Consider the following 22,875-nt stretch of genomic DNA (forward strand, 5'->3'; position numbering starts at 1 on the left):
CCCGGCCCTCTCCCACGGGGAGAGGGAGAAAACACTAAAGACTTTCCTGACAGGAAAGTCTTGCTGTTTATTTTGAGAGATTTCTTCTTTCACAGGCCTGTGGAAGAAAAGAGAATCTGGCCTTTGCGCCTGAAAGTTGCGGAGAAAAAGCATGGCGGGGAATGACCGCGAGCCAATAGGACGTAAGGGAAAACCCGCGCGTCCGGCGAAAGAAAAAGTAAGCCGTCGTCGCCTCAGAGATGAGGACTATGACGATGACTATGAAGACGATTATGAGGATGAAGAACCCATGCCGCGTAAAGGGAAAGGCAAAGGGCGTAAGCCTCGGGGCAAGCGCGGCTGGTTCTGGCTGCTGCTGAAGCTGTTCATTGTTTTTGTGGTGCTGATCGCGATTTACGGCGTCTATCTGGATCAGAAGATCCGCAGCCGTATCGACGGTAAAGTCTGGCAGCTGCCTGCGGCAGTGTATGGTCGCATGGTGAACCTTGAGCCGGATATGTCCATCAGCAAGAACGAGATGGTGAAACTGCTGCAGGCCACACAGTATCGTCAGGTCACGAAGATGACGCGCCCGGGCGAGTTTACGGTGCAGGCGAAGAGCATTGAGATGATCCGCCGCCCGTTCGACTTCCCGGACAGCAAAGAGGGGCAGGTGCGCGCGCGTCTGACCTTTGACGGCGATCGGCTGGAAACCATCGAGAACATGGACAATAACCGCCAGTTCGGTTTCTTCCGTCTCGATCCGCGCCTGATCACCATGCTCTCGTCCGCCAATGGCGAACAGCGCCTGTTCGTGGCGCGTAACGGCTTCCCGGACCTGCTGGTGGATACCCTGCTGGCGACCGAAGACCGCCATTTCTACGAGCACGACGGTATTAGCCTTTACTCCATCGGCCGTGCGGTGCTGGCTAACCTGACTGCGGGCCGTACCGTGCAGGGGGCAAGTACGCTGACCCAGCAGCTGGTGAAGAACCTGTTCCTCTCCAGCGAGCGTTCTTACTGGCGTAAAGCCAACGAAGCGTACATGGCCGTGCTGATGGACGCGCGCTACAGCAAGGATCGTATTCTTGAGCTGTACATGAACGAGGTGTACCTCGGCCAGAGCGGCGATAACGAGATCCGCGGCTTCCCGCTGGCGAGCCTGTACTACTTTGGCCGCCCGGTGGAAGAGCTGAGCCTTGACCAGCAGGCGCTGCTGGTGGGCATGGTCAAAGGGGCGTCCATTTACAACCCGTGGCGCAACCCGAAACTGGCGCTGGAGCGTCGTAACCTGGTGCTGCGTCTGCTGCAACAGCAGCAGGTGATTGACCAGGAACTGTACGACATGCTGAGCGCACGTCCGCTGGGCGTGCAGCCGCGCGGTGGAGTGATCTCTCCGCAGCCTGCCTTCATGCAGATGGTGCGTCAGGAGCTGCAAAGCAAGCTCGGGGATAAGGTCAAAGATCTCTCCGGCGTGAAGATCTTCACAACCTTTGACTCGGTAGCCCAGGACGCGGCAGAAAAAGCGGCGGTTGAAGGGATCCCGGCGCTGAAGAAACAGCGCAAGCTGAGCGATCTGGAAACCGCGATGGTGGTGGTTGACCGTAACACCGGCGAAGTGCGCGCGATGGTGGGCGGCGCCGAGCCGCAGTATGCGGGCTACAACCGTGCAATGCAGGCGCGTCGTTCGATTGGTTCTCTGGCAAAACCGGCGACCTATCTCACCGCGCTGAGCCAGCCGAATCTGTATCGCCTGAACACCTGGATTGCCGATGCGCCAATCTCCCTGCGTCAGCCTAACGGCCAGGTCTGGTCACCGCAGAACGATGATAAACAGTTCAGCGGTCAGGTAATGCTGGTGGATGCGTTGACCCGCTCCATGAACGTACCCACGGTTAACCTCGGTATGGCGCTGGGTCTGCCGGCCATTGTCGACACCTGGCAGAAGCTGGGCGTACCGAAAGATCAGCTGCACCCTGTTCCGGCGATGATTCTGGGGGCGCTTAACCTGACGCCGATCGAAGTGGCGCAGGCATTCCAGACCATTGCCAGCGGCGGGAACCGCGCACCGCTCTCTGCCCTGCGTTCGGTGATTGCCGAAGATGGCTCCGTGCTGTATCAGAGCTTCCCGCAGGCTGAACGTGCCGTTCCTGCGCAGGCGGCCTATATGACGCTGTGGACGATGCAGCAGGTTGTGCAGCGCGGCACCGGTCGCCAACTGGGGGCGAAATATCCAGGTCTGCATCTGGCGGGTAAAACCGGGACCACCAACAACAACGTCGATACCTGGTTTGCCGGTATTGATGGCCGTGAAGTGGTGATCACCTGGGTAGGCCGTGACAACAACCAGCCGACCAAACTGTACGGGGCGAGCGGGGCGATGTCGATTTACCAGCGCTACCTGGCGAACCAGTCTCCTGTGCCGCTGAATCTGGTCGCGCCGGAAGATATCGTCGATATGGGCGTGGATGGTTCCGGTAACTTTGTCTGCGGCGGCGGGATGCGTACCCTGCCGGTCTGGACGACCAACCCGGATTCCCTGTGCCAGCAGAGCCAGCCTGAACAGCCAACGGGTAACCCGTTCGATCAATCTTCTCAGCCGCAGCAGCCGCAGCAACAACCGGCCCAGCAGCAGAACGAGAAGAAAGACAGCGATGGCGTGGCCGGCTGGATCAAGGACATGTTTGGCGGGAACTAATTAATTTCCTGAATAAAAAAGCCGCTTTATATTTAAGCGGCTTTTTTTTGCCTTTTACACTTTGTAATTTATTAAAAAAATTAAATCTCAAATTAAGAATTTTTAAGTTTATCTATTTTTCATTTAAAACATGCGCTTGGAATGAATAGTGTATCACGTGCCATTGCCCACTCTGGACATAATGAAGAAAAATCTGATGTAATCTCCTCAAGAAATTCACGGGTTCAAAGAATATTTCTTTCGAGCCAATGGCGTAACATGTTGGATAACATTCTGACGCGAAATATTTGTAGCGAGAATGGATGCCTCTATCATCAAATATAAGGATATTATTATGAATAAGTATGTTGTTTCTTCGTTATTAGCCGGAAGCATAATGGCCGCGCTGTCTCTGCCTGTATTTGCATCCAATGATTCCGGTACGGTGAATTTCGCCGGGAAAATTGTTGCTGATACCTGCGAAATTAACGTGGATGGCTCCGGAACTAACGCTTCCACCGTCACTTTCGCCGATACCTATCCTTCGGATTTTGGCGCTGACGGTACGGTTGGCACCTCAAAAGCCTTTAAGATTGAAGTGAAAAAATGTGACCCACTGGTCGCTAAACTGAACCTCAAGTTCAGCGGTACGACGACAGATGCCGCATACAAGCGCTTGAAGAACGATCTGACAGGCGCAGGCAATGCGACCAACGTGGGTATTATCGTTAGTAATGATAACGGCTCAAAAGGCGATGTTGTTTTCGACGGTTCAGTACCGGATGCGGGTACCGATGTGAATAACGACGCGACCGGGGCAACGGCTTCTGTCTTTAACTACACCGCGAAAGTGATTCAGGTAGGTGATACCGCACCAACCGCGGGCCATTACTCCTCCTCTGCAACATTCGAGGTTGTCTATCGCTAAGCAATGACTGGCAGCCTGAACGGCTGCCTTTTTGGAACATTGTATGAAGACTTTATTTAAATTGTTATGTGGTTGTTTAATTATCTCCTGCTGTTCAGTACAGGCAAGCGTTGTTCTCGGTGGTACGCGAATTATTTATCCATCGAATAAATCAGAAGTTCAGATAGCACTTAAAAATAAAGATCCGCATACACGTTATCTGGTGCAAAGCTGGGTCAGTTATCCCAACGATGCAAAAGCGCCATTCATTATTACGCCTCCTGTTTACAAATTGCAGGAAAATCGTCAAACCCTTTTGCACGTTATTTTTACCGGCGATAAAAAAAGTCTGCCAGCGGACCGCGAATCTCTATTTTTGGCAAATGTTAAATCCGTTTCGGCACTTTCGCCTGAGCTAAAAGAGAAAAATACGCTGCAGTTTGCGATGAAAACGCGCCTCAAACTTTTCTGGCGTCCCGCTCAGCTGAAAGAAACCGATGCGCTGAGCGCTTATGAAAAAATCACCTTCCATCGCCAGGGAGACACGCTGATCGCAAACAACCCGACGCCGTTTTACGTCTCGTTTGGCGAGCTGGCCGTTGGCGGGAAAAATGTTCCGGTGAAAGAGACCAAAACCACGCCGGGCGCCATTTCAATGATGGTGGCACCGTTCAGCGAGCAGCGTTTCGCGTTACCTGCATCAGCTAAGGGCGCGGTGACCTGGACGGCAATCAATGATTTCGGTGGACAAACCCCGCAGCGCAAGCAGGGTCTTTAAATAATCATGTTGGTATTTTATGTCGTCATCTCTGCTTCACAAACAGGTACTGTCCGGGATCGCGCTGGCGCTGCTCGCCGCGATCCAGCCTGCAAGTGCCGATGACGAATTTAACCTGCGGATCCTTGAACTGGATACGCCGCTCGAAAATACCTCTACGCTAAAAAACTTCATCAATGATAACGGGTTACTCGCTGGAAGCTACCTCACGACAGTCATGTGGGATCGGGATGTTGTGGATAAACGTCCCATCGCTTTCGTGCTGTCTGACGATAAACAGCGCCTGCTGCCGGAGCTGACCAAAGCGGATCTGCGTGATTACGGCGTGAAAGTCGACACGATCCCGGACTTAAAAGATCTGGATGACGGAGCTTACGTCCGCGATATCTCCCATTTTATTGAAAATGCCCGTTATGAATACAATCAGGATGACCAGACCCTGAAGCTGGTCATCCCGCAAGCGTATCGCGATCGCGCTGCCGCGGGCGCGATACTTCCAAAATTCTGGGATTACGGCGCGCCTGCCGCCTGGACAAGCTATCAACTCAGCGGTTCTCAGCAGCACTACAGTTCGGGCAAAACCTCTTCGACCTGGCTTGGCCTGGAGTCCGGGATTAACCTTGGGGCGTGGCGGCTGCGGAATAACAGCACCTGGAGCGACGCGTCCGGATGGGAGGCCATTGCCAGCACGTTACAACGCGACATCAAAACGCTGAAAAGCCAGCTTGAGATTGGCCAGACGTATACCAACGGTGAGCTTTTTGACAGCGTCCAGATGACCGGCGTGAAGCTGGAAACGGATACTTCTATGCTGCCTGTCAGCCAGCAGGGCTTTGCACCTGTCGTGCGCGGTATTGCTAATAGCGATGCGAAAGTCACTATCAAGCAAAACGGCTACACCATCTATCAAACAAACGTCTCGCCGGGGCCGTTTGAGATCCGCGATTTAAGCCAGGTAACATCCGGAGCCGATCTGGAAGTAACCGTCGAAGAGGCGGACGGCAGCGAGCATAGCTTTATCCAGGCCAGCGCGTCGGTGCCGGTGTTGCAGCGGGAAGGCGGTTTTAAGTATTCACTGGCAGCAGGGCGCTATCGCGGTAATGAAGGTGAAGATGAACCTACCTTTGCGCAAGGTACGGCCATCTATGGTCTGCCTTACGGCGTCACGGCGTATACCGGCGCGCTGGGTGCATCCCTTTATCATGCGCTGCTGCTGGGGCTCGGCGCTGACCTGGGGCATTTCGGCTCGGCATCTGTCGATCTCACCGCCGCGCGAACCGCGTTTGATGACGGACGTGACGATGCCAGCGGTTTATCCTGGCGGGCTCAGTATTCAAAAGATATTCCCGACACGGATACGACCGTGACGCTTGCCAGCTATCGCTACTCCACGTCGGGCTTTTATACCTTTCAGGAAGCTATCGATCGGCGTGACAGCGAGATCGATGACGGCATTTATACCTACCGCAGAACCAACAACCGCCGTAGCCGCATGCAGCTCAACCTTTCCCAGCGTATTTCAGACTGGGGTTCGGCCTATCTCAACGGCTATCAGCAGGATTACTGGGATATGGACGGCCACGAACGTAGCGTCAGCGCGGGGCTGAGCTCCAGCTGGCGCAATATCACCTGGTCGATAAGCTACAACCTGACCCGCACGCCAGATGCCGATACCGACAGGCAAATGGCATTGACGGTCAATATTCCCTTATCGAAGTGGCTGCCTGATGCCTGGGCAACCTACAGTGCTAACACCGCCAGCGGTGGGTTTGTCTCGCATCAGGTCGGGCTCGGCGGTACTGCTCTTGAAGACAATAAGCTGAGCTATAACCTCCAGCAGACCTACGCCAGCCAGGATACGGGCTACGGTGGCAGCCTGTCCGGGCGTTACCGCGGCGCTTCCGGTGAAGTGGGGATGGGGTACAGCTACGGTGGTAACAATCGGCAGTGGAACTACAGCGCTCAGGGGTCAATCGTTGCTCACGAGCATGGCGTGACGCTGGGGCAACCCGTGCGCGACGCCTTCGCCATTGTGCACATTAAAGATGGCGATAACGTCAAAGTGCAAAACGGACGCGGCATTTCAACTGATCGGTTTGGTAACGCGATCGTTCCCTCTCTGACCGCCTACCGGCACAACGTCATTACGGTCAACACTCAGGATCGGGAAGATATTGATATCGACGCGGCGACGAAGGATCTCGTCCCGACGAAAGGCGCCGCGCTGCACGCCACCTTCGATGCGCGCGTTGGACGACGCGCGCTGGTAACTTTGCTCTACGCGGACAAACCCGTGCCGTTTGGTGCCGTCGTAGCGCTGGATAACACCACGGCAATCGTGGGTGATGACGGTGAGGTTTACCTGACGGGGCTGTCCGGCAACACCACGTTTAGCGTGCAGTGGGGGGAAGCGCGCGATCGGCAGTGTCAGGGGACGCTGGATATTCCTTCACAGAGCGCTGCCGGGATCGTCAAAGCAACGGTCAACTGCCATTAACAGAGGTATTTCATGAAGCTACGCCGTTCTTTCAACACGTTCCTCTCACCCGTGCTGCTTCTGCTGGCGGGCGTCTTTTTCCATTCAGCCCGTGCAGAATGTACCTTTAACGGCAGTTCTGACGTGGATGCCGTGGTGACGTTTCAACTTCCTCCGGTGATTGTTGTTCAGCCCGATACGCCCGTCGGCACCGTGATTTATGATGGTAGCGTTGAAAGTAAAGAGGTGACGGTAGAGTGTTACGGTGAAGCGCAAATTCGGCGCGGGTACCTTTATCTGGCGGATACCGATGCGCGCGAAGATGTTATGTCTGGGGTTTATCAAACCAACGTGCCGGGTATTGGCATTCGCGCGGCTTCGTCGAACGAGCGCTTACCCAGCTACAATGAGGAGAATATTATTCGGCCTATCCGCTATCTGGGATCGACCCACGGCTCTTCGCAGAGTACGTCCGTATTTCGTGCCGCCGCACAGTTGGTGGTGACGGGGGATATCCAGGAGGGATATCTCGATACCTCGCGTTTAACCTCAATGGATATTCTGGGCAACGCGGTAATCGGTGAAATGCGGTTTTCCCCCACCAGCGTTCACATTACGACCAACACCTGTAATCTGGTCGACCGAAACATCTATGTGCCGCTGAAAACGGTCAATACGCAGGACTTTAACGGGCAATACTCGGATATTCTTACCGACGACAGTTTCAGGATTGAAATCACCGACTGTGCGGCGGGAACAAAGATCGATTATCAGTTCACCAGCGCGGGCTCGACGGGGGTCACGAACGGCACTATTTTAGGTATTGCTGCCGGAGACTCTGCCGCCGATGGCGTCGGCATACAGATCCTTGACCAGAATAATACGGTACTGCAGTTCGATCAGAACTACACGGCGATAACCAGCACGCAGGACAAAGTCCCTGTCGACATTCCGCTCAAGGCCCGCTACATCAAAACGGGGGAGGTTAAAGCCGGCAAAGTCGACTCTGTCGCGACGTTCGAAGTCTTTTACCGCTAATCCATCCTGCCCGCTCTGGAGGGCTTTAACGATCATTTCGCTAAAATTATTAACCCCCTGTTTTCATCTGGTTAATTCTTAAACCCTTAAATCTTGTAGGGCCGCTTACTGCTTGCTATGCAACCAGCGTTTCGCATATTATTCTGCGGTCATAATAATAATTCTCGTTTACGTTATCATTCACTTTTCCATCAGAGATAAACATGGCGCTTTCCAATACTGCTCAGCCAATTAACACGTCGCTGCGTAAAGTCGCGGTTGTCGTAGCCACAGCGGTTGCCGGCATGTCTGCTTACGCACATGCTGCTGAAACCCCGAAAAAAGAAGAAACCATTACGGTAACCGCAGCACCTGCTGCCCAGGAGAGTGCCTGGGGGCCAGCTGCGACTATCGCTGCGAGACAGTCCGCCACCGGTACGAAAACAGACACGCCAATCCAGAAGGTTCCGCAGTCTATTTCTGTGGTGACAGCCGAAGAGATGGCGCTGCACCAGCCGCGCTCGGTGAAAGAAGCCCTGAGCTACACGCCGGGCGTTGCGGTAGGCACGCGCGGCGCGTCCAACACCTATGATTATTTGGTTATTCGCGGCTTCGCGGCCGATGGGCAGTCGCAGAATAACTACCTCGACGGCATGAAAATGCAGGGGAACTTCTACAACGACGCGGTAATTGACCCGTACATGCTGGAGCGTGCCGAGATCATGCGCGGCCCGGTTTCCGTTCTGTACGGCAAAAGCAGCCCAGGCGGTTTGCTGAACATGGTCAGCAAGCGCCCAACGACCGAGCCGCTGAAAGAGATCCAGTTCAAAGCGGGTACGGACAGCCTGTTCCAGACCGGCTTTGACTTTAGCGATGCGATCGATGATGACGGCGTTTACTCATACCGTCTGACGGGCGTTGCGCGTTCGAACAATTCGCAGCAGGAAGGTAAAGGCGAACAGCGTTACGCCATCGCGCCATCGTTCTCCTGGCGTCCGGATGACAAAACCACCTTCACGTTCCTCTCCTACTTCCAGAACGAGCCTGAAACCGGCTACTACGGCTGGCTGCCAAAAGAGGGGACGGTCGATCCGCTGCCAAACGGCGATCGTCTGCCGACTGACTTCAACGAAGGTGCGAAGAATAATACCTATTCCCGTAACCAGAAGATGGTGGGATACAGCTTCGACCACGAATTTAACGATACTTTCACCGTACGTCAGAATCTGCGTTTTGCCGAGAATAAAACCTCGCAAAACAGCGTTTACGGTTATGGCGTATGTACCGACCCGGCAAACAGCGGGAACAAGCAGTGTGCCGCGTTAGCCCCGGCAGACAAAGGCCATTATCTGGCGCGTAAATACGTCGTCGATAACGAAAAACTGCAAAACTTCACCGTTGATACCCAGCTGCAGAGCAAATTTTCTACCGGTGAGGTGGACCACGTCCTGCTGACCGGCGTTGACTTTATGCGTATGCGTAACGACATCAACTCCTGGTTCGGCTACGACGATTCTGTTCCGCTGCTGGATCTCTACAATCCGGTGAACAGCGATTTTGATTTCGGTTCGAAAGATCCTGCTACCTCCGGCCCGTATCAGATCCTCAACCGTCAGAAACAGACGGGGCTCTACGTACAGGACCAGGCGCAGTGGGATAAAGTGCTGGTGACGCTTGGCGGTCGCTATGACTGGGCCGATCAGGAATCATATAACCGCGTGTTGAACACCACCTCCAAACGTGATGACACCCAGTTCACCTGGCGCGGTGGCGTTAACTATCTGTTTGATAACGGCGTAACCCCGTACTTCAGCTACAGCGAATCGTTTGAACCGGCTTCGCAGACCGATGCACAGGGTAAACTGTTCTCGCCGTCTAAAGGCAAACAGTACGAAGCTGGCGTGAAATATGTGCCTAACGATCGTCCGATCGTTGTCACCGGCGCGTTGTACCAGCTGACCAAAACCAACAACCTGATGGCCGACCCTGCGGGCTCCTTCTTCTCCGTTGAAGGCGGCGAGATCCGCGCCCGTGGCGTAGAGCTGGAAGCCAAAGCGGCGTTATCTGCCAGCGTGAACGTTGTGGGTTCCTATACCTATACCGATGCCGAGTACACCACGGACACCAACTACAAAGGCAACACGCCAGCTCAGGTACCGAAACACATGGCATCCCTGTGGGGCGATTACACCCTGTATGATGGTGCGCTGTCTGGTCTGACGCTGGGTACCGGCGTGCGTTACACCGGCTCCAGCAAAGGCGATCCGGCGAACTCCTTCACGGTGGGCAGCTACACCGTGGTGGATGCGCTGGTCAGATACGATCTTGCTCGCGTTGGCATGGCAGGCTCTAACGTCGCGCTGCACGTGAACAACCTGTTCGATCGCGAGTACGTCGCCAGCTGCTTCAATACCTACGGTTGCTTCTGGGGTGCTGAACGTCAGGTTGTTGCCACCGCGACCTTCCGCTTCTAATCGCTTTTTGGGCACGGTTCGCCGTGCCCTTTTTATTTAAGTTGGCTGACATGCAGGATAATAAAACGCAATCCGACACCACCTTTACGCTCAATCATCTCTCCTTTCGCGTACCCGGGCGCACCCTGCTGCATCCGCTCTCTCTGACGTTCCCTGCCGGTAAAGTGACGGGCCTGATTGGCCACAACGGCTCCGGTAAATCCACGCTGCTCAAGATGCTGGGACGCCACCAGCCGCCTTCGGAAGGGGATATTCTGCTGGACGATCGGCCGCTGGAGAGCTGGAGCAGTAAAGCCTTTGCCCGCAAAGTGGCCTATCTGCCGCAGCAGCTGCCGCAGGCGGAAGGGATGACGGTGCGCGAGCTGGTGGCGATTGGCCGTTATCCTTGGCACGGGGCGCTTGGCCGCTTCGGCGTCGCCGACCGGGAGAAAGTGGAAGAGGCGATTGCGCTGGTTGGGCTAAAACCGCTGGCTCATCGTTTGGTGGATAGCCTCTCCGGCGGTGAACGCCAGCGGGCGTGGATTGCGATGCTGGTGGCGCAGGACAGCCGCTGCCTGCTGCTGGATGAACCGACCTCTGCGCTGGATATCGCCCATCAGGTGGACGTGCTGGCGCTGGTGCATCGCTTAAGCCAGCAGCGTGGCCTGACGGTGATCGCGGTCCTGCACGATATCAACATGGCGGCGCGCTACTGTGACTACCTCGTCGCGCTGCGCGGCGGCGAAATGATTGCCCAGGGCACGCCGTCTGAGCTGATGCGCAGCGAAACGCTGGAACATATTTACGGTATTCCGATGGGTATTTTGCCTCACCCGGCCGGGGCTGCACCGGTGAGCTTCGTGTACTGATGCTGGATAACATTTTCCTTAGCCGCCGTCGTCTGCTGACGGCAATGGCGCTCTCACCGCTGCTGTTTAAAATGAATGCGGCGCGCGCTGCCGCCGTCGATCCTCACCGCATTGTGGCGCTGGAGTGGCTGCCGGTCGAGCTGATGATGGCGCTGGGCGTCACGCCGTATGGCGTGGCGGACATTCCTAACTATAACCTCTGGGTGAACGAGCCGAAGCTGCCGGACTCGGTGATCGACATCGGCCTGCGCACGGAGCCAAACCTCGAACTGCTGACCCAGATGAAACCGTCGTTCCTGTTCTGGTCTGCGGGCTACGGTCCGTCAGAAGAGACCATGGCGCGGATTGCGCCCGGGCGCGGTTTTTCCTTCAGCGACGGTAAAAAACCGCTCACCGTGGCGAAAAACTCCATTAACGAGATGGCGCATTTCCTCAACCGCGAGGCGGAGGCCAAAAAGCACCTCGATGAATTCGATGCCCTGATTGACGCCCTGAAGCCGCGCTTTGCCAACCGGGGCGATCGCCCGCTGCTGATGGTGACGCTGCTGGATGCCCGCCATATGCTGGTCTTCGGTAAAAACTGTTTGTTCCAGGAGGTGCTGGACAGCTTCGGCATTCGCAATGCCTGGGAAGGGGAGATGACCTTCTGGGGCAGCACCGCCGTCGGTATCGATCGTCTGGCGGCGTTTCGCGATGTGGACGTGCTGTGCTTCGACCACGGCAACGAGCGTGAAATGCAAACCTTAATGGCGACGCCGCTCTGGCAGGCGATGCCGTTTGTGCGCGAGAAGCGCTTCCAGCGCGCACCCGCAGTATGGTTCTACGGCGCGACGCTCTCGGCCATGCATTTTGCCCGCGTGCTGGATAACGCGCTGGGAGGCAAGGCATGAGTACGCGTATCGCCCGTTTCCCGGTGCTGCTGTTGTCCCTGCTTTTTCTGGTCGCGCTGGCGTTCACCGGGTTCAATCTCTCGACGGCGTTACCGCGCGCGCAGTGGGGCGCCGCGCTGGCCTCGCCGGATATCGACAATATTCAGCAGATGCTTTTCCACTACAGCCTGCTGCCGCGACTGGCGATTTCACTGCTGGTCGGGGCCGGTTTAGGGCTGGTGGGCGTGTTGTTCCAGCAGGTGCTGCGTAACCCGCTGGCAGAGCCGACCACGCTTGGCGTCGCGACCGGCGCGCAGCTTGGGATCACGATAACCACGCTCTGGGCGTTACCCGGGGCGTTAACCGCGCAGTTTGCGGCTCTTGCAGGGGCATGCGTGGTGGGGGCGCTGGTCTTTGGCGTGGCCTGGGGTAAACGCCTTTCCCCGGTAACGCTTATCCTGGCCGGGCTGGTCGTCAGTCTCTACTGCGGCGCGATTAACCAGCTGCTGGTGCTGTTCCATCACGATCAGCTGCAAAGCATGTTCCTGTGGAGTACCGGTACGCTCACCCAGACCGACTGGAGCATTGTGCAGCGCCTGTGGCCGCAGCTGGCGGGCGGCGTGGTGCTGACGCTGCTGCTCCTGCGTCCTCTGACGCTCATGGGGCTGGATGATGGCGTGGCGCGCAACCTGGGGCTGGCGCTGTCGCTGGCTCGCCTGGCGGCGCTCACGCTGGCGATTGTGCTCAGTGCTCTGCTGGTTAACGCGGTCGGCATCATCGGGTTTATTGGCCTCTTTGCGCCGCTGCTGGCGAAAATGCTCGGGGCGCGTCGTCTTCTGACACGCCTCCTGCTGGCGCCGCTGATCGGGGCGCTGATCCTCTGGCTTTCCGATCAGATCATTCTCTGGCTGGCGCGCGTCTGGATGGAAGTGTCTACCGGGTCGGCAACGGCGCTTATCGGTGCGCCGCTGCTGCTGTGGCTGCTCCCGCGTCTGCGCAGCATCAGCGCTCCAGCGATGGACGCGGGCGATAAAGTCTACGCTGAACGTCGGTCGGTGCTGTGGTTCAGCCTTGCCGGTCTGGCTGTGTTGCTTATCGCCTCGTTTACCGCCCTCGCGTTTGGGCGCGATGCCGCAGGCTGGCACTGGGCAACGGGTGACTTACTCAACGAACTATTACAGTGGCGCTGGCCGCGTATTCTCTCCGCGCTGATTGCCGGGGTGATGCTGGCGGTGGCGGGCTGTATTATTCAGCGTCTGACCGGCAACCCGATGGCAAGCCCAGAAGTGCTGGGGATCAGCTCCGGCGCGGCCTTTGGCGTGGTGCTGATGCTCTTCCTTGTACCGGGCAATGCGTTTGGCTGGCTGATGCCTGCCGGGAGTATCGGTGCGGCGGTCACGCTGATGATTATTCTGATTGCCTCTGGTCGCGGCGGATTTTCTCCGCACCGCATGCTGCTGGCCGGTATGGCGCTCAGCACCGCCTTTACTATGCTGCTGATGATGCTGCAGGCGAGCGGCGATCCGCGCATGGCGAAGATCCTGACCTGGATTTCCGGTTCAACCTATAACGCCACCGCCAGCCAGGTTGTCTGGTCAGGGAGCGTTATGCTCGTGCTGCTGGCGATTGTGCCGCTGTGCCGTCGCTGGATGACCATTCTGCCGCTGGGGGGCGAAACCGCGCGTGCGGTTGGTTTAGCGCTAACGCCAACGCGCGTCGCGCTTCTTCTGCTGGCGGCGTGTCTGACGGCAACCGCCACCATGACCATCGGGCCGCTAAGCTTTGTTGGGTTGATGGCGCCGCATATCGCCAGAATGATGGGTTTCCGACGGACGATGCCGCATATTGTGATGTCGGCCCTGACGGGCGGGATCATTCTGGTGTTTGCCGACTGGTGTGGAAGGATGGTGCTGTTCCCGTATCAGATCCCGGCGGGCCTGCTGTCGACCTTTATCGGTGCGCCGTACTTTATCTATCTGTTGAGAAAGCAGAGTCGGTAATAAAAGTAAACGGCAATCCTTGGATTGCCGTTTTAGTGTTTGCTCCCTCTCCCCGTGGGAGAGGGTTGGGGTAAGGGCTTCACCCAGCGCATATCTTACAACTTCGCAAACACCTTACGCGCCGCGTCGATGGTGTTATTGATATCTTCTTCGCTGTGCGCCACGGACATAAAGCCCGCTTCGAACGCGGACGGTGCCAGGTACACGCCTTCTTCCAGCATCAGGTGGAAGAAGCGCTTGAAGCGTTCAACGTCGCACTTCACCACGTCCTGATAGCGGGTTACGGTTTTCGCATCGGTGAAGAAAATCCCGAACATGCCGCCCACGTGGTTAACAACCAGCGGAATTCCCGCTTCTTCTGCGGCTTCCAGCAGACCGTTTGCCAGCTGCGTGGTGCGGTCCGTCAGGGTTTCGTGAATACCCGGCTGCGCCACTTCGGTCAGACAGGCGAAGCCCGCAGCCATGGCAATCGGGTTACCGGAGAGCGTGCCCGCCTGGTAAACCGGCCCGGTTGGCGCCAGGGCTTCCATCACGTCCTTACGACCGCCGAAAGCACCGACCGGCATGCCGCCGCCGATGATTTTGCCGAGACAGGTCAGGTCCGGCTCAACGTCATAGTAAGACTGGGCGCCCGCCAGCGCCACGCGGAAGCCGGTCATCACTTCGTCGATGATCAGCAGCGCGCCGAACTCATCGCACAGCGCGCGCAGGCCCGGCAGGAAGTCAGGCTGCGGCGGGATGCAGTTCATGTTGCCCGCAACCGGTTCAACGATAATGCAGGCGATCTCCTGCGGATACTGCTCGAACGCCGCGCGAACGGTATTCAGATCGTTGTAGGTGCAGGTCAGGGTATGCTTCGCGAAATCCGCAGGTACGCCAGGCGAGTTTGGCTGGCCGAGGGTCAGCGCGCCGGAGCCCGCTTTCACCAGCAGGCAGTCCGCATGGCCGTGGTAGCAGCCTTCGAATTTGATGATTTTGTCGCGACCGGTAAAGCCGCGCGCCAGGCGGATGGCGCTCATGGTGGCCTCGGTACCGGAGTTCACCATACGCACCATGTCCATGGTCGGCACCAGTTCGGTAACCAGCTCCGCCATTTTCACTTCCATCTCGGTTGGCGCACCGAAGCTCAGGCCGCGCTGCGCGGCTTCGATGACCGCGTTACGAATAGCGGGATGGTTATGTCCGAGAACCATCGGCCCCCAGGAACCGACGTAATCGATATAGGCTTTGCCATCGACATCGTACAGATACGCGCCGTCAGCACGTTCAATAAACAGCGGCGTGCCGCCCACGCCGGTAAAGGCGCGTACTGGCGAGTTCACGCCACCGGGGATTAGCTCGCGGGCTGCACTGTAGAGGTTTTCAGACTTGCTCATGGCGTCGTTCCTGGTTCGTATAAAATGATTAAGCACACTATTCTAAGTGATCCGCAGAAGGTTATGAAATTTTTAGCCTGGTAATGCTTTAAGATTTGTTAAGTATTTTTCAGGCGACGCAGGGAAGGTCTCTGGTAAAATCTTCGCGGCTTTTTGTATGACGAATAAGAACAGGACATGAAATCAGATTCTCCGTCTTTTGAAGAACAACAGTTTACGCGCGCCCAGCACCGAATCAGTATTCGGCGGCTGCTCAATCGCGATAAAACGCCGCTGGCGATCCTGCTGGCCGCTGCGGTGGTGGGTACCCTTGCAGGCCTGGTTGGCGTGGCGTTTGAAAAAGCGGTTAATGCCGTACTCAACTGGCGAGTGGGAACCGTAGCCGGTTTTGCCGAGCGCGAATGGCTGGTCTGGGTAGCGGCATTCGGCCTGTCTGCGCTGTTTGCCATGGTGGGGTATTTTCTGGTGCGTAAATTCGCCCCGGAGGCGGGCGGGTCTGGCATACCGGAAATTGAAGGCGCGCTGGAGGAGCTGCGCCCGGTGCGCTGGTGGCGGGTGATCCCGGTTAAGTTTATCGGCGGCATGGGGACGCTGGGCGCGGGGATGGTGCTCGGCCGTGAAGGGCCAACGGTGCAGTTGGGGGGGAACGTCGGCCGCATGGTGGGCGATCTGTTCCGCATGCGCAGCGCCGAGGCGCGTCATACGCTGCTGGCCACCGGTGCAGCGGCGGGGCTTTCCGCGGCGTTTAACGCGCCGCTGGCGGGTATTTTGTTCATCATCGAAGAGATGCGCGCGCAGTTCCGCTACAACCTGATCTCCATTAAAGCGGTGTTTACCGGCGTCATTATGTCGAGCATCGTCTTTCGCATCTTTAATGGCGAAGGGGCGGTGATTGAAGTCGGTAAACTGACCAACGCACCGGTTAATACTCTGTGGCTATACCTGATCCTCGGCATGATTTTTGGTGTGGTGGGGCCGCTGTTTAACACCTTTATCTTACGCGCGCAGGATATGTTCCAGCGCGTTCACGGCGGCAATACCACGAAATGGGTGCTGATGGGCGGCCTGCTGGGCGGCATTTGCGGCGTGCTCGGCTTTATTGAACCGAATGCCGCGGGCGGCGGTTTCGGGCTGATTCCGATTGCCGCAGCCGGGAATTTCAGCGTGGGTTTGCTGCTGTTTATGTTTATCTCCCGGGTTATTACCACGGTACTGTGCTTCTCCTCCGGCGCGCCCGGCGGGATTTTTGCCCCGATGCTGGCGCTGGGCACGCTGCTGGGCACCGCGTTTGGTATGGCGGCTGAGGCGGGGTTCCCCGCTTACCACCTGGACGCCGGCACCTTTGCAGTGGCCGGGATGGGGGCGCTGCTGGCCGCGTCCCTGCGCGCGCCGTTAACCGGCATCGTGCTGGTGCTGGAGATGACGGATAATTACCAGCTCATTTTGCCAATGATCATTACCTGTCTCGGGGCGACACTATTAGCCCAATTCCTGGGTGGAAAACCGCTATACTCCACCATCCTCGCGCGTACCCTGGCAAAACAAGAGGCGGAGCGGGCCGCCGCGCAGAATACTTGAATGAATTACCAGGGTATTAGATAATGACGAAAAGAATTGGGTGAATTTTACCCAATAGCAGTATTCATGGGAGCATAAGATGAGTGATGACGTAGCTGTGCCGCTGGAGTTTACCGAAGCAGCAGCCAACAAAGTGAAAACCCTGATTGCCGACGAAGACAATCCGGATCTGAAACTGCGTGTCTATATTACCGGTGGCGGCTGCAGCGGCTTCCAGTATGGTTTTACCTTTGACGATCAGGTGAACGATGGCGATATGACCATCGAGAAGCAGGGCGTCGCGCTGGTAGTTGACCCGATGAGCCTGCAGTATCTGGTGGGCGGCTCGGTGGATTACACCGAAGGTCTGGAAGGTTCGCGTTTTGTGGTGACCAACCCGAACGCCACAAGCACCTGCGGGTGTGGTTCTTCATTCAGCATCTAAGCGCGTGCGGGCTGATGCCCTCACGCCGACCCTCTCTCACAGGGAGAGGGAGAAAAGACTAAAAACGGTAACCTGAGGGTTACCGTTTTGCTTTTACCTTCCATTATCATCCAGCGCAAACGTCGGCAGCTTCAGGTGCCAGCGTATCGCCGCTAAACGTATCACCAGCGTAACGACCATCCCCAGCATCGCCGCATTTTCCAGCGGTACCGCGAAGGTGTAGTATGCCGTGGCGTGCACAATCCCGCCAATGATGCAGGCTGTGGCATAGATTTCGGTACGCAGGATCATCGGTACTTCGCGCGCCAGGATGTCTCGAATGATCCCGCCGCCCACGCCGGTTAAGACCCCCATGCAGATCGCCACCATTGGCCCTGTTCCGGCATTGAAGGCTTTATTCACCCCGATCCCCACAAACACGGCCAGACCCACGGCATCCAGCACCGGCAATATCCACTTTGGCAGCCTGCGAGGCTGGCGAACCAGCATGATAGTCAACAGGCAGGTGACCATTGCGACCACAAGATCGGTAGGATCTTTCACCCAAAACACCGGGCCATTTGCCAGCGCCATATCGCGGATTGTCCCGCCGCCAACGGCGGTCACCACGCCCAGCACCAGCACGCCAAACGGATCCATGCGTAGTTTTCCGGCGAGCAGGACGCCGGAGATAGCAAAAACGGCTGTACCAAGAATATCCAGCCAATAAACGAGCATCGTTAAATCCTCGAACGTATGTTAATGACCCTCTGCCAGGGCGGCACAGAGCTGTTTTGCGGCGAGGATAATACGCGGGCTGGCGCGTTCAAACCAGTCACCGTTGAGTGCGATCACCGGAATTTTTAGCTGGTTCTTCCAGAATTGTTTAATTTTAGGAATCTCGCTCGCATTTCCGACCACGACGATGGCCTGCGGCTGGCGCGCCAGAACCTGCTCACGGCTCACCTGAGGCCACGGTACCTGGCTGGCAGCAAAGATATTTTCCCCGCCGCAGACTTCCAGCACCTGGTTCTGTATCGAGCCTTTTCCGGTGGTAAACAGCGGTTGGCTGCCAAACTGCAGGAAAATGCGCTTTTTGGCTGGCGTATCGTATTGGGCTTTCAGCGCGGCATAGTCGCTGAGCATCTGGTTCGCCGCACTCTCGGCTTTTTGAGGCGCAGGGCTATAAGGGGCCAGGGCGAGCAGCGCCTGGGCGACCTGCTCAATACTTACCGCGTCAACCCACATGACCTTGATGCCAAGCGAGGTGAGCTGGTTGACCTGCCGCTCGGCGTTACCGCCGCGCCAGGCCAGCACGAGATCCGGCTTAAGCGCCACGATGCGCTCAAGGTTCATCCCTTGCCAGGTTGCCACTTGCTCAATACCGGCCGCCTGCGGGGGGTAATCCGAAAAGCTGCTGACGCCAACGGGAGTGATCCCGGCGGCAAACGCCAGTTCGGTATTAGCGGGGGAAAGGGTAATCACACGCGGCGCGGCGAACAGCCACGCCGGTGCGAGCAGCAGCAGGGCGGCCAGCGCCCTGATAGACCGTTTAGCCACGTGCCAGGTTCTGCACCAGGCGTTCCACCATCACGGTGGACTGTTTTGCCGCAACGGCCAGGAACTCGTCGAAGCTGATGTGAGACTGCTGGTCTGCCACGTCAGAGATGGCGCGAACTACCACGAACGGTACGTTGAAATTGTGGCAAACGTGCGCAATCGCGGTCGCTTCCATCTCAACGGCAACCGCCTGCGGGAAGTTATGACGGATTTTCGCCAGACCAACGGAGCCATTGATGAACGCATCACCGCTGACAATCAGGCCGCGTACCGCGTTGAGATTGAGCTCAGCAATGCAGGCTTCAGCCGCCGCAATCAGTTTATCGTCAGCTTTAAACCCTGCCGGGCAGCCCGGAAGCTGGCCGTATTCGTAGCTGAACGCGGTGACGTCGGCGTCGTGGTAACGCGCTTCGTCGGAGACAACGATGTCGCCCACTTTCAGCGTCGGTGCCAGACCGCCTGCCGAGCCCGTGTTAATGATGACGTCCGGCTTGCAGCGCTCAAGCAGCAGGGTCGCACCCAGCGCAGCAGCCACTTTACCGATGCCTGATTTCAGCAGAGCCACCTCAACACCGTTCAGCTGGCCGGTGTAGATCTCACAACCCCCGAGAGAGAGGGTCTGACGGTTCTCAATTTTGTCACGCAGGAGCGTAACTTCTTCTTCCATTGCACCAATAATGCCGATTTTCATAGATTTACTCGCGATGTGCCTTGTTAAGAGGCATAGTCTATCATGCGGTTAAGGGGAAACGCATTCTCACGCGGGGGAGCACATGTCACCAATCGATTTTCGTACCAAAATTAACTGGCACCGTCGTTTCCGTTCGCCACAGGGCGAAAAGAGCGAACATGAGATCCTGCGTATCTTCGAAAGCGATCGCGGCAGGATTATTAACTCGCCCGCCATCCGGCGTTTACAGCAAAAGACCCAGGTATTCCCGCTGGAGCGTAACGCCGCGGTGCGCACGCGCTTAACCCACTCAATGGAAGTGCAGCAGGTCGGGCGTTATATTGCCAAAGAGATTTTAAGCCGCCTCAAAGAGCTGCGTTTACTGGAAACCTATGGTCTGGATGAGCTGACGGGGCCTTTCGAAAGCATCGTTGAGATGGCCTGCCTGATGCACGATATCGGCAACCCGCCTTTTGGCCACTTTGGCGAGGCGGCCATTAATGACTGGTTTAAACAACGGCTTTATCCGTCGGATGCGGCAAGTCAGCCACTCAGCGATGACCGCTGCATCGTGCGCGATTTACGCCTGCGCGAGGGCGAAGAAGGGCTGAACGATCTGCGCCGTAAAGTTCGCCAGGATCTCTGTCACTTTGAGGGCAACGCGCAGGGGATCCGGCTGGTGCACTCCCTGATGCGCATGAACCTGACCTGGGCGCAGGTTGGCTGCATTTTGAAATATACGCGTCCCGCATGGTGGATGGGAGAGACGCCCGCGTCCCACAGCTATTTAATGAAAAAGCCGGGCTATTACCTTTCCGAAGAGGCCTATATAGAACGGCTGCGTAAAGAACTTTCCCTGACGCCAAACGGCCGCTTCCCATTGACGTGGATTATGGAAGCCGCCGACGATATTTCCTATTGCGTGGCCGACCTGGAAGATGCCGTTGAGAAAAGAATATTCAGCGTCGAGGAGCTTTATCAGCATCTTTATGCGGCATGGGGAATCCATGAAAAAGGATCGCTGTTTGCGCAGGTTGTCGAAAATGCCTGGGAAAAATCGCGCTCAAATACGTTAAGCCGCAGTACGGAAGATCAGTTCTTTATGTATTTGCGGGTCAACACGTTAAATAAACTGGTGCCGTATGCCGCCTCGCGCTTTATTGATAATTTGCCGCAAATCTTCAGCGGGGAATTCAACCATGCGCTGCTGGAAGATGACAGCAGTTTCAGCCAACTCCTTGAGCTTTATAAGCATGTGGCGATGCGGCATGTGTTCAGCCATCCTGATGTTGAGCAGCTGGAACTGCAGGGATACCGTGTAATCAGTGGATTACTGGAAATTTATTCCCCGTTGCTTCAGCTCTCCGTTGAGGAGTTTAGCGAGCTGGTGGAAAAAGAACGCGTGCGGCGAATTCCTATCGAATCCCGGCTTTATCAGAAACTCTCTACCCGTCATCGGCTGGCGTATGTCGAAGCGATAGGTAAGCTGGATCGCCACGCTCCGGAATGGCCGGTGATGGAATATTATTATCGCTGCCGTCTCATCCAGGACTATATCAGCGGCATGACCGATTTGTATGCCTGGGATGAATACCGCAAGCTCATGGCCGTGGAATAATTCCGGAGTTTTGTAAAGAAGGCCAATAAATTTTTACCTTTTCCATAAACTTATGGCCGGAACTAAGCGGTATAAAATGAATCTGAGTTACACAGCAATTTTGCGTTACCTGTAAATCGAGATTGAGAAACATGAAAAAAACCACATTAGCAATGAGTGCACTGGCTCTGAGTTTAGGTTTAGCGCTGTCTCCTCTGACTGCTACTGCAGCCGAGACCGCGTCGTCGGCAGCAACCGCGCAGCAGATGCCAAGCCTGGCACCGATGCTCGAAAAAGTGATGCCATCGGTGGTGAGTATTAACGTTGAGGGCAGCACGACCGTCAATACGCCGCGCATGCCGCGTAACTTCCAGCAGTTCTTCGGTGACAATTCACCGTTCTGCCAGGACGGTTCCCCATTCCAGAGCTCTCCGTTCTGTCAGGGCGGTGGCGCAGGGGATGACGGCCAGGGTGGCGGCCAGCAACAGAAATTCATGGCGCTTGGCTCGGGGGTGATTATTGATGCGGCGAAAGGCTACGTCGTGACCAACAACCACGTTGTGGATAACGCTAACAGCATTAAGGTTCAGCTGAGTGATGGTCGTAAGTTCGATGCCAAGATGGTCGGTAAAGACCCGCGCTCTGACATCGCGCTGATCCAGATTCAGGATCCAAAAAACCTGACGGCGATTAAAATTGCCGACTCCGATTCGCTGCGCGTGGGCGATTACACCGTCGCTATCGGTAACCCGTTCGGTCTGGGTGAAACCGTGACCTCCGGTATCGTCTCTGCGCTGGGCCGTAGCGGCCTGAATGCGGAAAACTATGAAAACTTCATCCAGACGGATGCGGCCATTAACCGCGGTAACTCCGGCGGTGCGCTGGTGAACCTGAACGGCGAGCTGATCGGTATCAACACCGCTATTCTGGCACCGGACGGCGGCAACATCGGGATTGGCTTTGCTATCCCGAGCAACATGGTGAAAAACCTGACTGCTCAGATGGTGCAGTACGGCCAGGTGAAACGCGGTGAGCTGGGTATTATGGGTACCGAGCTGAACTCCGAGCTGGCGAAAGCGATGAAGGTGGATGCGCAACGCGGCGCGTTCGTGAGCCAGGTTATGCCGAACTCCTCTGCAGCGAAGGCGGGTATTAAAGCGGGTGATGTGATCACCTCCCTGAACGGTAAACCGATCAGCAGCTTTGCCGCCCTGCGTGCGGAAGTGGGCTCGATGCCGATTGGCAGCAAAGTGACCCTTGGCCTGCTGCGTGACGGCAAACCGGTTAACGTGAGCCTGGAGCTGCAGCAGAGCAGCCAGAATCAGGTGGATTCCAGCACTATCTTCAGCGGTATTGAAGGTGCCGAGATGAGCAATAAAGGCGCAGATAAAGGCGTGGTGGTGAACAACGTGAAGGCGAATTCACCTGCTGCCCGTATCGGCCTGAAAAAAGGCGATGTGATCATGGGGGCTAACCAGCAGCCGGTGAAAAACATCGCTGAACTGCGCAAAATTCTCGACAGCAAACCGTCCGTGCTGGCGCTGAATATCCAGCGCGGTGACACCTCAATCTATCTGCTGATGCAGTAATCCTTTTAAGCCCCTGTACGCAGGGGCTTTCTCGTTTCTGTGACGCCTACCGCAACTCCATACTTCCCCCTCTCACT

At 56.5% G+C, this 22,875-nt stretch carries 17 protein-coding genes; 13 read left to right on the plus strand and 4 right to left on the minus strand.

Translation table 11 applies throughout. The annotated features are described in order from the left end of the window. Nucleotides 1–151 precede the first annotated feature (151 nt). The 9 genes from mrcB (at nucleotide 152) to fhuB (ending at nucleotide 14,025) form a co-directional block, all read left to right on the plus strand. The gene (gene mrcB / locus UTO39_RS10855; RefSeq protein ID WP_061099185.1) at nucleotides 152–2,677 is read left to right on the plus strand and encodes a bifunctional glycosyl transferase/transpeptidase; all 2,526 of its coding nucleotides are present in this window, start codon (nucleotides 152–154) and stop codon (nucleotides 2,675–2,677) included. A 298-nt stretch (nucleotides 2,678–2,975) separates the two neighbouring features. Next, complete coding sequence (locus UTO39_RS10860; RefSeq protein ID WP_320727157.1) at nucleotides 2,976–3,584, plus strand: fimbrial protein; 609 nt, start codon at nucleotides 2,976–2,978, stop codon at nucleotides 3,582–3,584. A gap of 43 nt (nucleotides 3,585–3,627) precedes the next feature. Continuing rightward, nucleotides 3,628–4,341, plus strand: a complete 714-nt coding sequence (locus UTO39_RS10865) for a molecular chaperone (protein WP_320727158.1) — start codon at nucleotides 3,628–3,630, stop codon at nucleotides 4,339–4,341. Between the two features lie 19 nt (nucleotides 4,342–4,360). Beyond that, entirely contained in the window at nucleotides 4,361–6,838 is a 2,478-nt protein-coding gene (locus tag UTO39_RS10870) for a fimbria/pilus outer membrane usher protein (RefSeq protein ID WP_320727159.1), read from the plus strand. A 12-nt stretch (nucleotides 6,839–6,850) separates the two neighbouring features. Beyond that, entirely contained in the window at nucleotides 6,851–7,855 is a 1,005-nt protein-coding gene (locus tag UTO39_RS10875) for a fimbrial protein (RefSeq protein WP_320727160.1), read from the plus strand. A gap of 203 nt (nucleotides 7,856–8,058) precedes the next feature. Next, complete coding sequence (gene fhuA / locus UTO39_RS10880; protein WP_320727161.1) at nucleotides 8,059–10,308, plus strand: ferrichrome porin FhuA; 2,250 nt, start codon at nucleotides 8,059–8,061, stop codon at nucleotides 10,306–10,308. Between the two features lie 50 nt (nucleotides 10,309–10,358). Further along, nucleotides 10,359–11,156 (plus strand): Fe3+-hydroxamate ABC transporter ATP-binding protein FhuC, encoded by a 798-nt coding sequence (gene fhuC / locus UTO39_RS10885; protein ID WP_061099180.1) that lies wholly within the window; start codon nucleotides 10,359–10,361, stop codon nucleotides 11,154–11,156. Further along, nucleotides 11,156–12,046, plus strand: a complete 891-nt coding sequence (gene fhuD, locus UTO39_RS10890; protein ID WP_320727162.1) for a Fe(3+)-hydroxamate ABC transporter substrate-binding protein FhuD — start codon at nucleotides 11,156–11,158, stop codon at nucleotides 12,044–12,046. The genes fhuC and fhuD overlap by 1 nt, the downstream gene beginning before the upstream one ends. Then, nucleotides 12,043–14,025: a Fe(3+)-hydroxamate ABC transporter permease FhuB gene (gene fhuB, locus UTO39_RS10895; protein WP_320727163.1), complete on the plus strand. Its 1,983-nt coding sequence runs from the start codon at nucleotides 12,043–12,045 to the stop codon at nucleotides 14,023–14,025. Before fhuD ends, fhuB begins: the two co-directional genes overlap by 4 nt. Nucleotides 14,026–14,120: 95 nt before the next feature. Here fhuB and hemL read toward each other — a convergent pair whose 3' ends face one another. Further along, nucleotides 14,121–15,401: a glutamate-1-semialdehyde 2,1-aminomutase gene (gene hemL / locus UTO39_RS10900; protein WP_151413521.1), complete on the minus strand. Its 1,281-nt coding sequence runs from the start codon at nucleotides 15,399–15,401 to the stop codon at nucleotides 14,121–14,123. 177 nt (nucleotides 15,402–15,578) lie between these two features. Here hemL and clcA point away from each other — a divergent pair, with 177 nt between their 5' ends. Beyond that, on the plus strand, nucleotides 15,579–16,979 hold the full coding sequence (gene clcA, locus UTO39_RS10905; protein ID WP_061099176.1) for a H(+)/Cl(-) exchange transporter ClcA: 1,401 nt from the start codon (nucleotides 15,579–15,581) through the stop codon (nucleotides 16,977–16,979). Between the two features lie 79 nt (nucleotides 16,980–17,058). Beyond that, the gene (gene erpA, locus UTO39_RS10910; RefSeq protein ID WP_008501923.1) at nucleotides 17,059–17,403 is read left to right on the plus strand and encodes an iron-sulfur cluster insertion protein ErpA; all 345 of its coding nucleotides are present in this window, start codon (nucleotides 17,059–17,061) and stop codon (nucleotides 17,401–17,403) included. 93 nt (nucleotides 17,404–17,496) lie between these two features. On the opposite strand, the gene UTO39_RS10915 is transcribed toward erpA, so the two are convergent. The 3 genes from UTO39_RS10915 to mtnN are packed head-to-tail and all read right to left on the minus strand — an operon-like array spanning nucleotide 17,497 to nucleotide 19,633. After that, on the minus strand, nucleotides 17,497–18,120 hold the full coding sequence (locus UTO39_RS10915) for a TRIC cation channel family protein (protein ID WP_061099175.1): 624 nt from the start codon (nucleotides 18,118–18,120) through the stop codon (nucleotides 17,497–17,499). A 21-nt stretch (nucleotides 18,121–18,141) separates the two neighbouring features. Then, nucleotides 18,142–18,942 (minus strand): vitamin B12 ABC transporter substrate-binding protein BtuF, encoded by an 801-nt coding sequence (gene btuF, locus UTO39_RS10920; protein ID WP_320727164.1) that lies wholly within the window; start codon nucleotides 18,940–18,942, stop codon nucleotides 18,142–18,144. Beyond that, entirely contained in the window at nucleotides 18,935–19,633 is a 699-nt protein-coding gene (mtnN, locus tag UTO39_RS10925) for a 5'-methylthioadenosine/S-adenosylhomocysteine nucleosidase (RefSeq protein ID WP_320727165.1), read from the minus strand. The genes btuF and mtnN overlap by 8 nt, the downstream gene beginning before the upstream one ends. Nucleotides 19,634–19,715: 82 nt before the next feature. Here mtnN and dgt point away from each other — a divergent pair, with 82 nt between their 5' ends. Together dgt and degP are read left to right on the plus strand one after the other, a co-directional pair. After that, on the plus strand, nucleotides 19,716–21,230 hold the full coding sequence (dgt, locus tag UTO39_RS10930; RefSeq protein ID WP_320727166.1) for a dGTPase: 1,515 nt from the start codon (nucleotides 19,716–19,718) through the stop codon (nucleotides 21,228–21,230). Between the two features lie 131 nt (nucleotides 21,231–21,361). Beyond that, the gene (gene degP / locus UTO39_RS10935; RefSeq protein WP_061099172.1) at nucleotides 21,362–22,798 is read left to right on the plus strand and encodes a serine endoprotease DegP; all 1,437 of its coding nucleotides are present in this window, start codon (nucleotides 21,362–21,364) and stop codon (nucleotides 22,796–22,798) included. Nucleotides 22,799–22,875 lie beyond the last annotated feature (77 nt).

Source organism: Enterobacter sp. 118C5, assembly GCF_034107645.1.
Lineage (GTDB): Bacteria > Pseudomonadota > Gammaproteobacteria > Enterobacterales > Enterobacteriaceae > Enterobacter > Enterobacter nematophilus.

Excerpts from the sequence above, each read along its gene's own strand:
- fhuD (WP_320727162.1), top strand. The coding sequence starts at position 11,156 with ATGCTGGATAACATTTTCCTTAGCCGCCGTCGTCTGCTGACGGCAATG.
- dgt (WP_320727166.1), top strand. The coding sequence starts at position 19,716 with ATGTCACCAATCGATTTTCGTACCAAAATTAACTGGCACCGTCGTTTC.
- fhuC (WP_061099180.1), top strand. The coding sequence starts at position 10,359 with ATGCAGGATAATAAAACGCAATCCGACACCACCTTTACGCTCAATCAT.
- UTO39_RS10870 (WP_320727159.1), top strand. The coding sequence starts at position 4,361 with ATGTCGTCATCTCTGCTTCACAAACAGGTACTGTCCGGGATCGCGCTG.
- erpA (WP_008501923.1), top strand. The coding sequence starts at position 17,059 with ATGAGTGATGACGTAGCTGTGCCGCTGGAGTTTACCGAAGCAGCAGCC.
- mrcB (WP_061099185.1), top strand. The coding sequence starts at position 152 with ATGGCGGGGAATGACCGCGAGCCAATAGGACGTAAGGGAAAACCCGCG.
- UTO39_RS10865 (WP_320727158.1), top strand. The coding sequence starts at position 3,628 with ATGAAGACTTTATTTAAATTGTTATGTGGTTGTTTAATTATCTCCTGC.
- UTO39_RS10860 (WP_320727157.1), top strand. The coding sequence starts at position 2,976 with ATGGATGCCTCTATCATCAAATATAAGGATATTATTATGAATAAGTAT.
- clcA (WP_061099176.1), top strand. The coding sequence starts at position 15,579 with ATGAAATCAGATTCTCCGTCTTTTGAAGAACAACAGTTTACGCGCGCC.
- UTO39_RS10875 (WP_320727160.1), top strand. The coding sequence starts at position 6,851 with ATGAAGCTACGCCGTTCTTTCAACACGTTCCTCTCACCCGTGCTGCTT.
- fhuA (WP_320727161.1), top strand. The coding sequence starts at position 8,059 with ATGGCGCTTTCCAATACTGCTCAGCCAATTAACACGTCGCTGCGTAAA.
- fhuB (WP_320727163.1), top strand. The coding sequence starts at position 12,043 with ATGAGTACGCGTATCGCCCGTTTCCCGGTGCTGCTGTTGTCCCTGCTT.
- mtnN (WP_320727165.1), bottom strand. The coding sequence starts at position 19,633 with ATGAAAATCGGCATTATTGGTGCAATGGAAGAAGAAGTTACGCTCCTG.
- UTO39_RS10915 (WP_061099175.1), bottom strand. The coding sequence starts at position 18,120 with ATGCTCGTTTATTGGCTGGATATTCTTGGTACAGCCGTTTTTGCTATC.
- degP (WP_061099172.1), top strand. The coding sequence starts at position 21,362 with ATGAAAAAAACCACATTAGCAATGAGTGCACTGGCTCTGAGTTTAGGT.
- hemL (WP_151413521.1), bottom strand. The coding sequence starts at position 15,401 with ATGAGCAAGTCTGAAAACCTCTACAGTGCAGCCCGCGAGCTAATCCCC.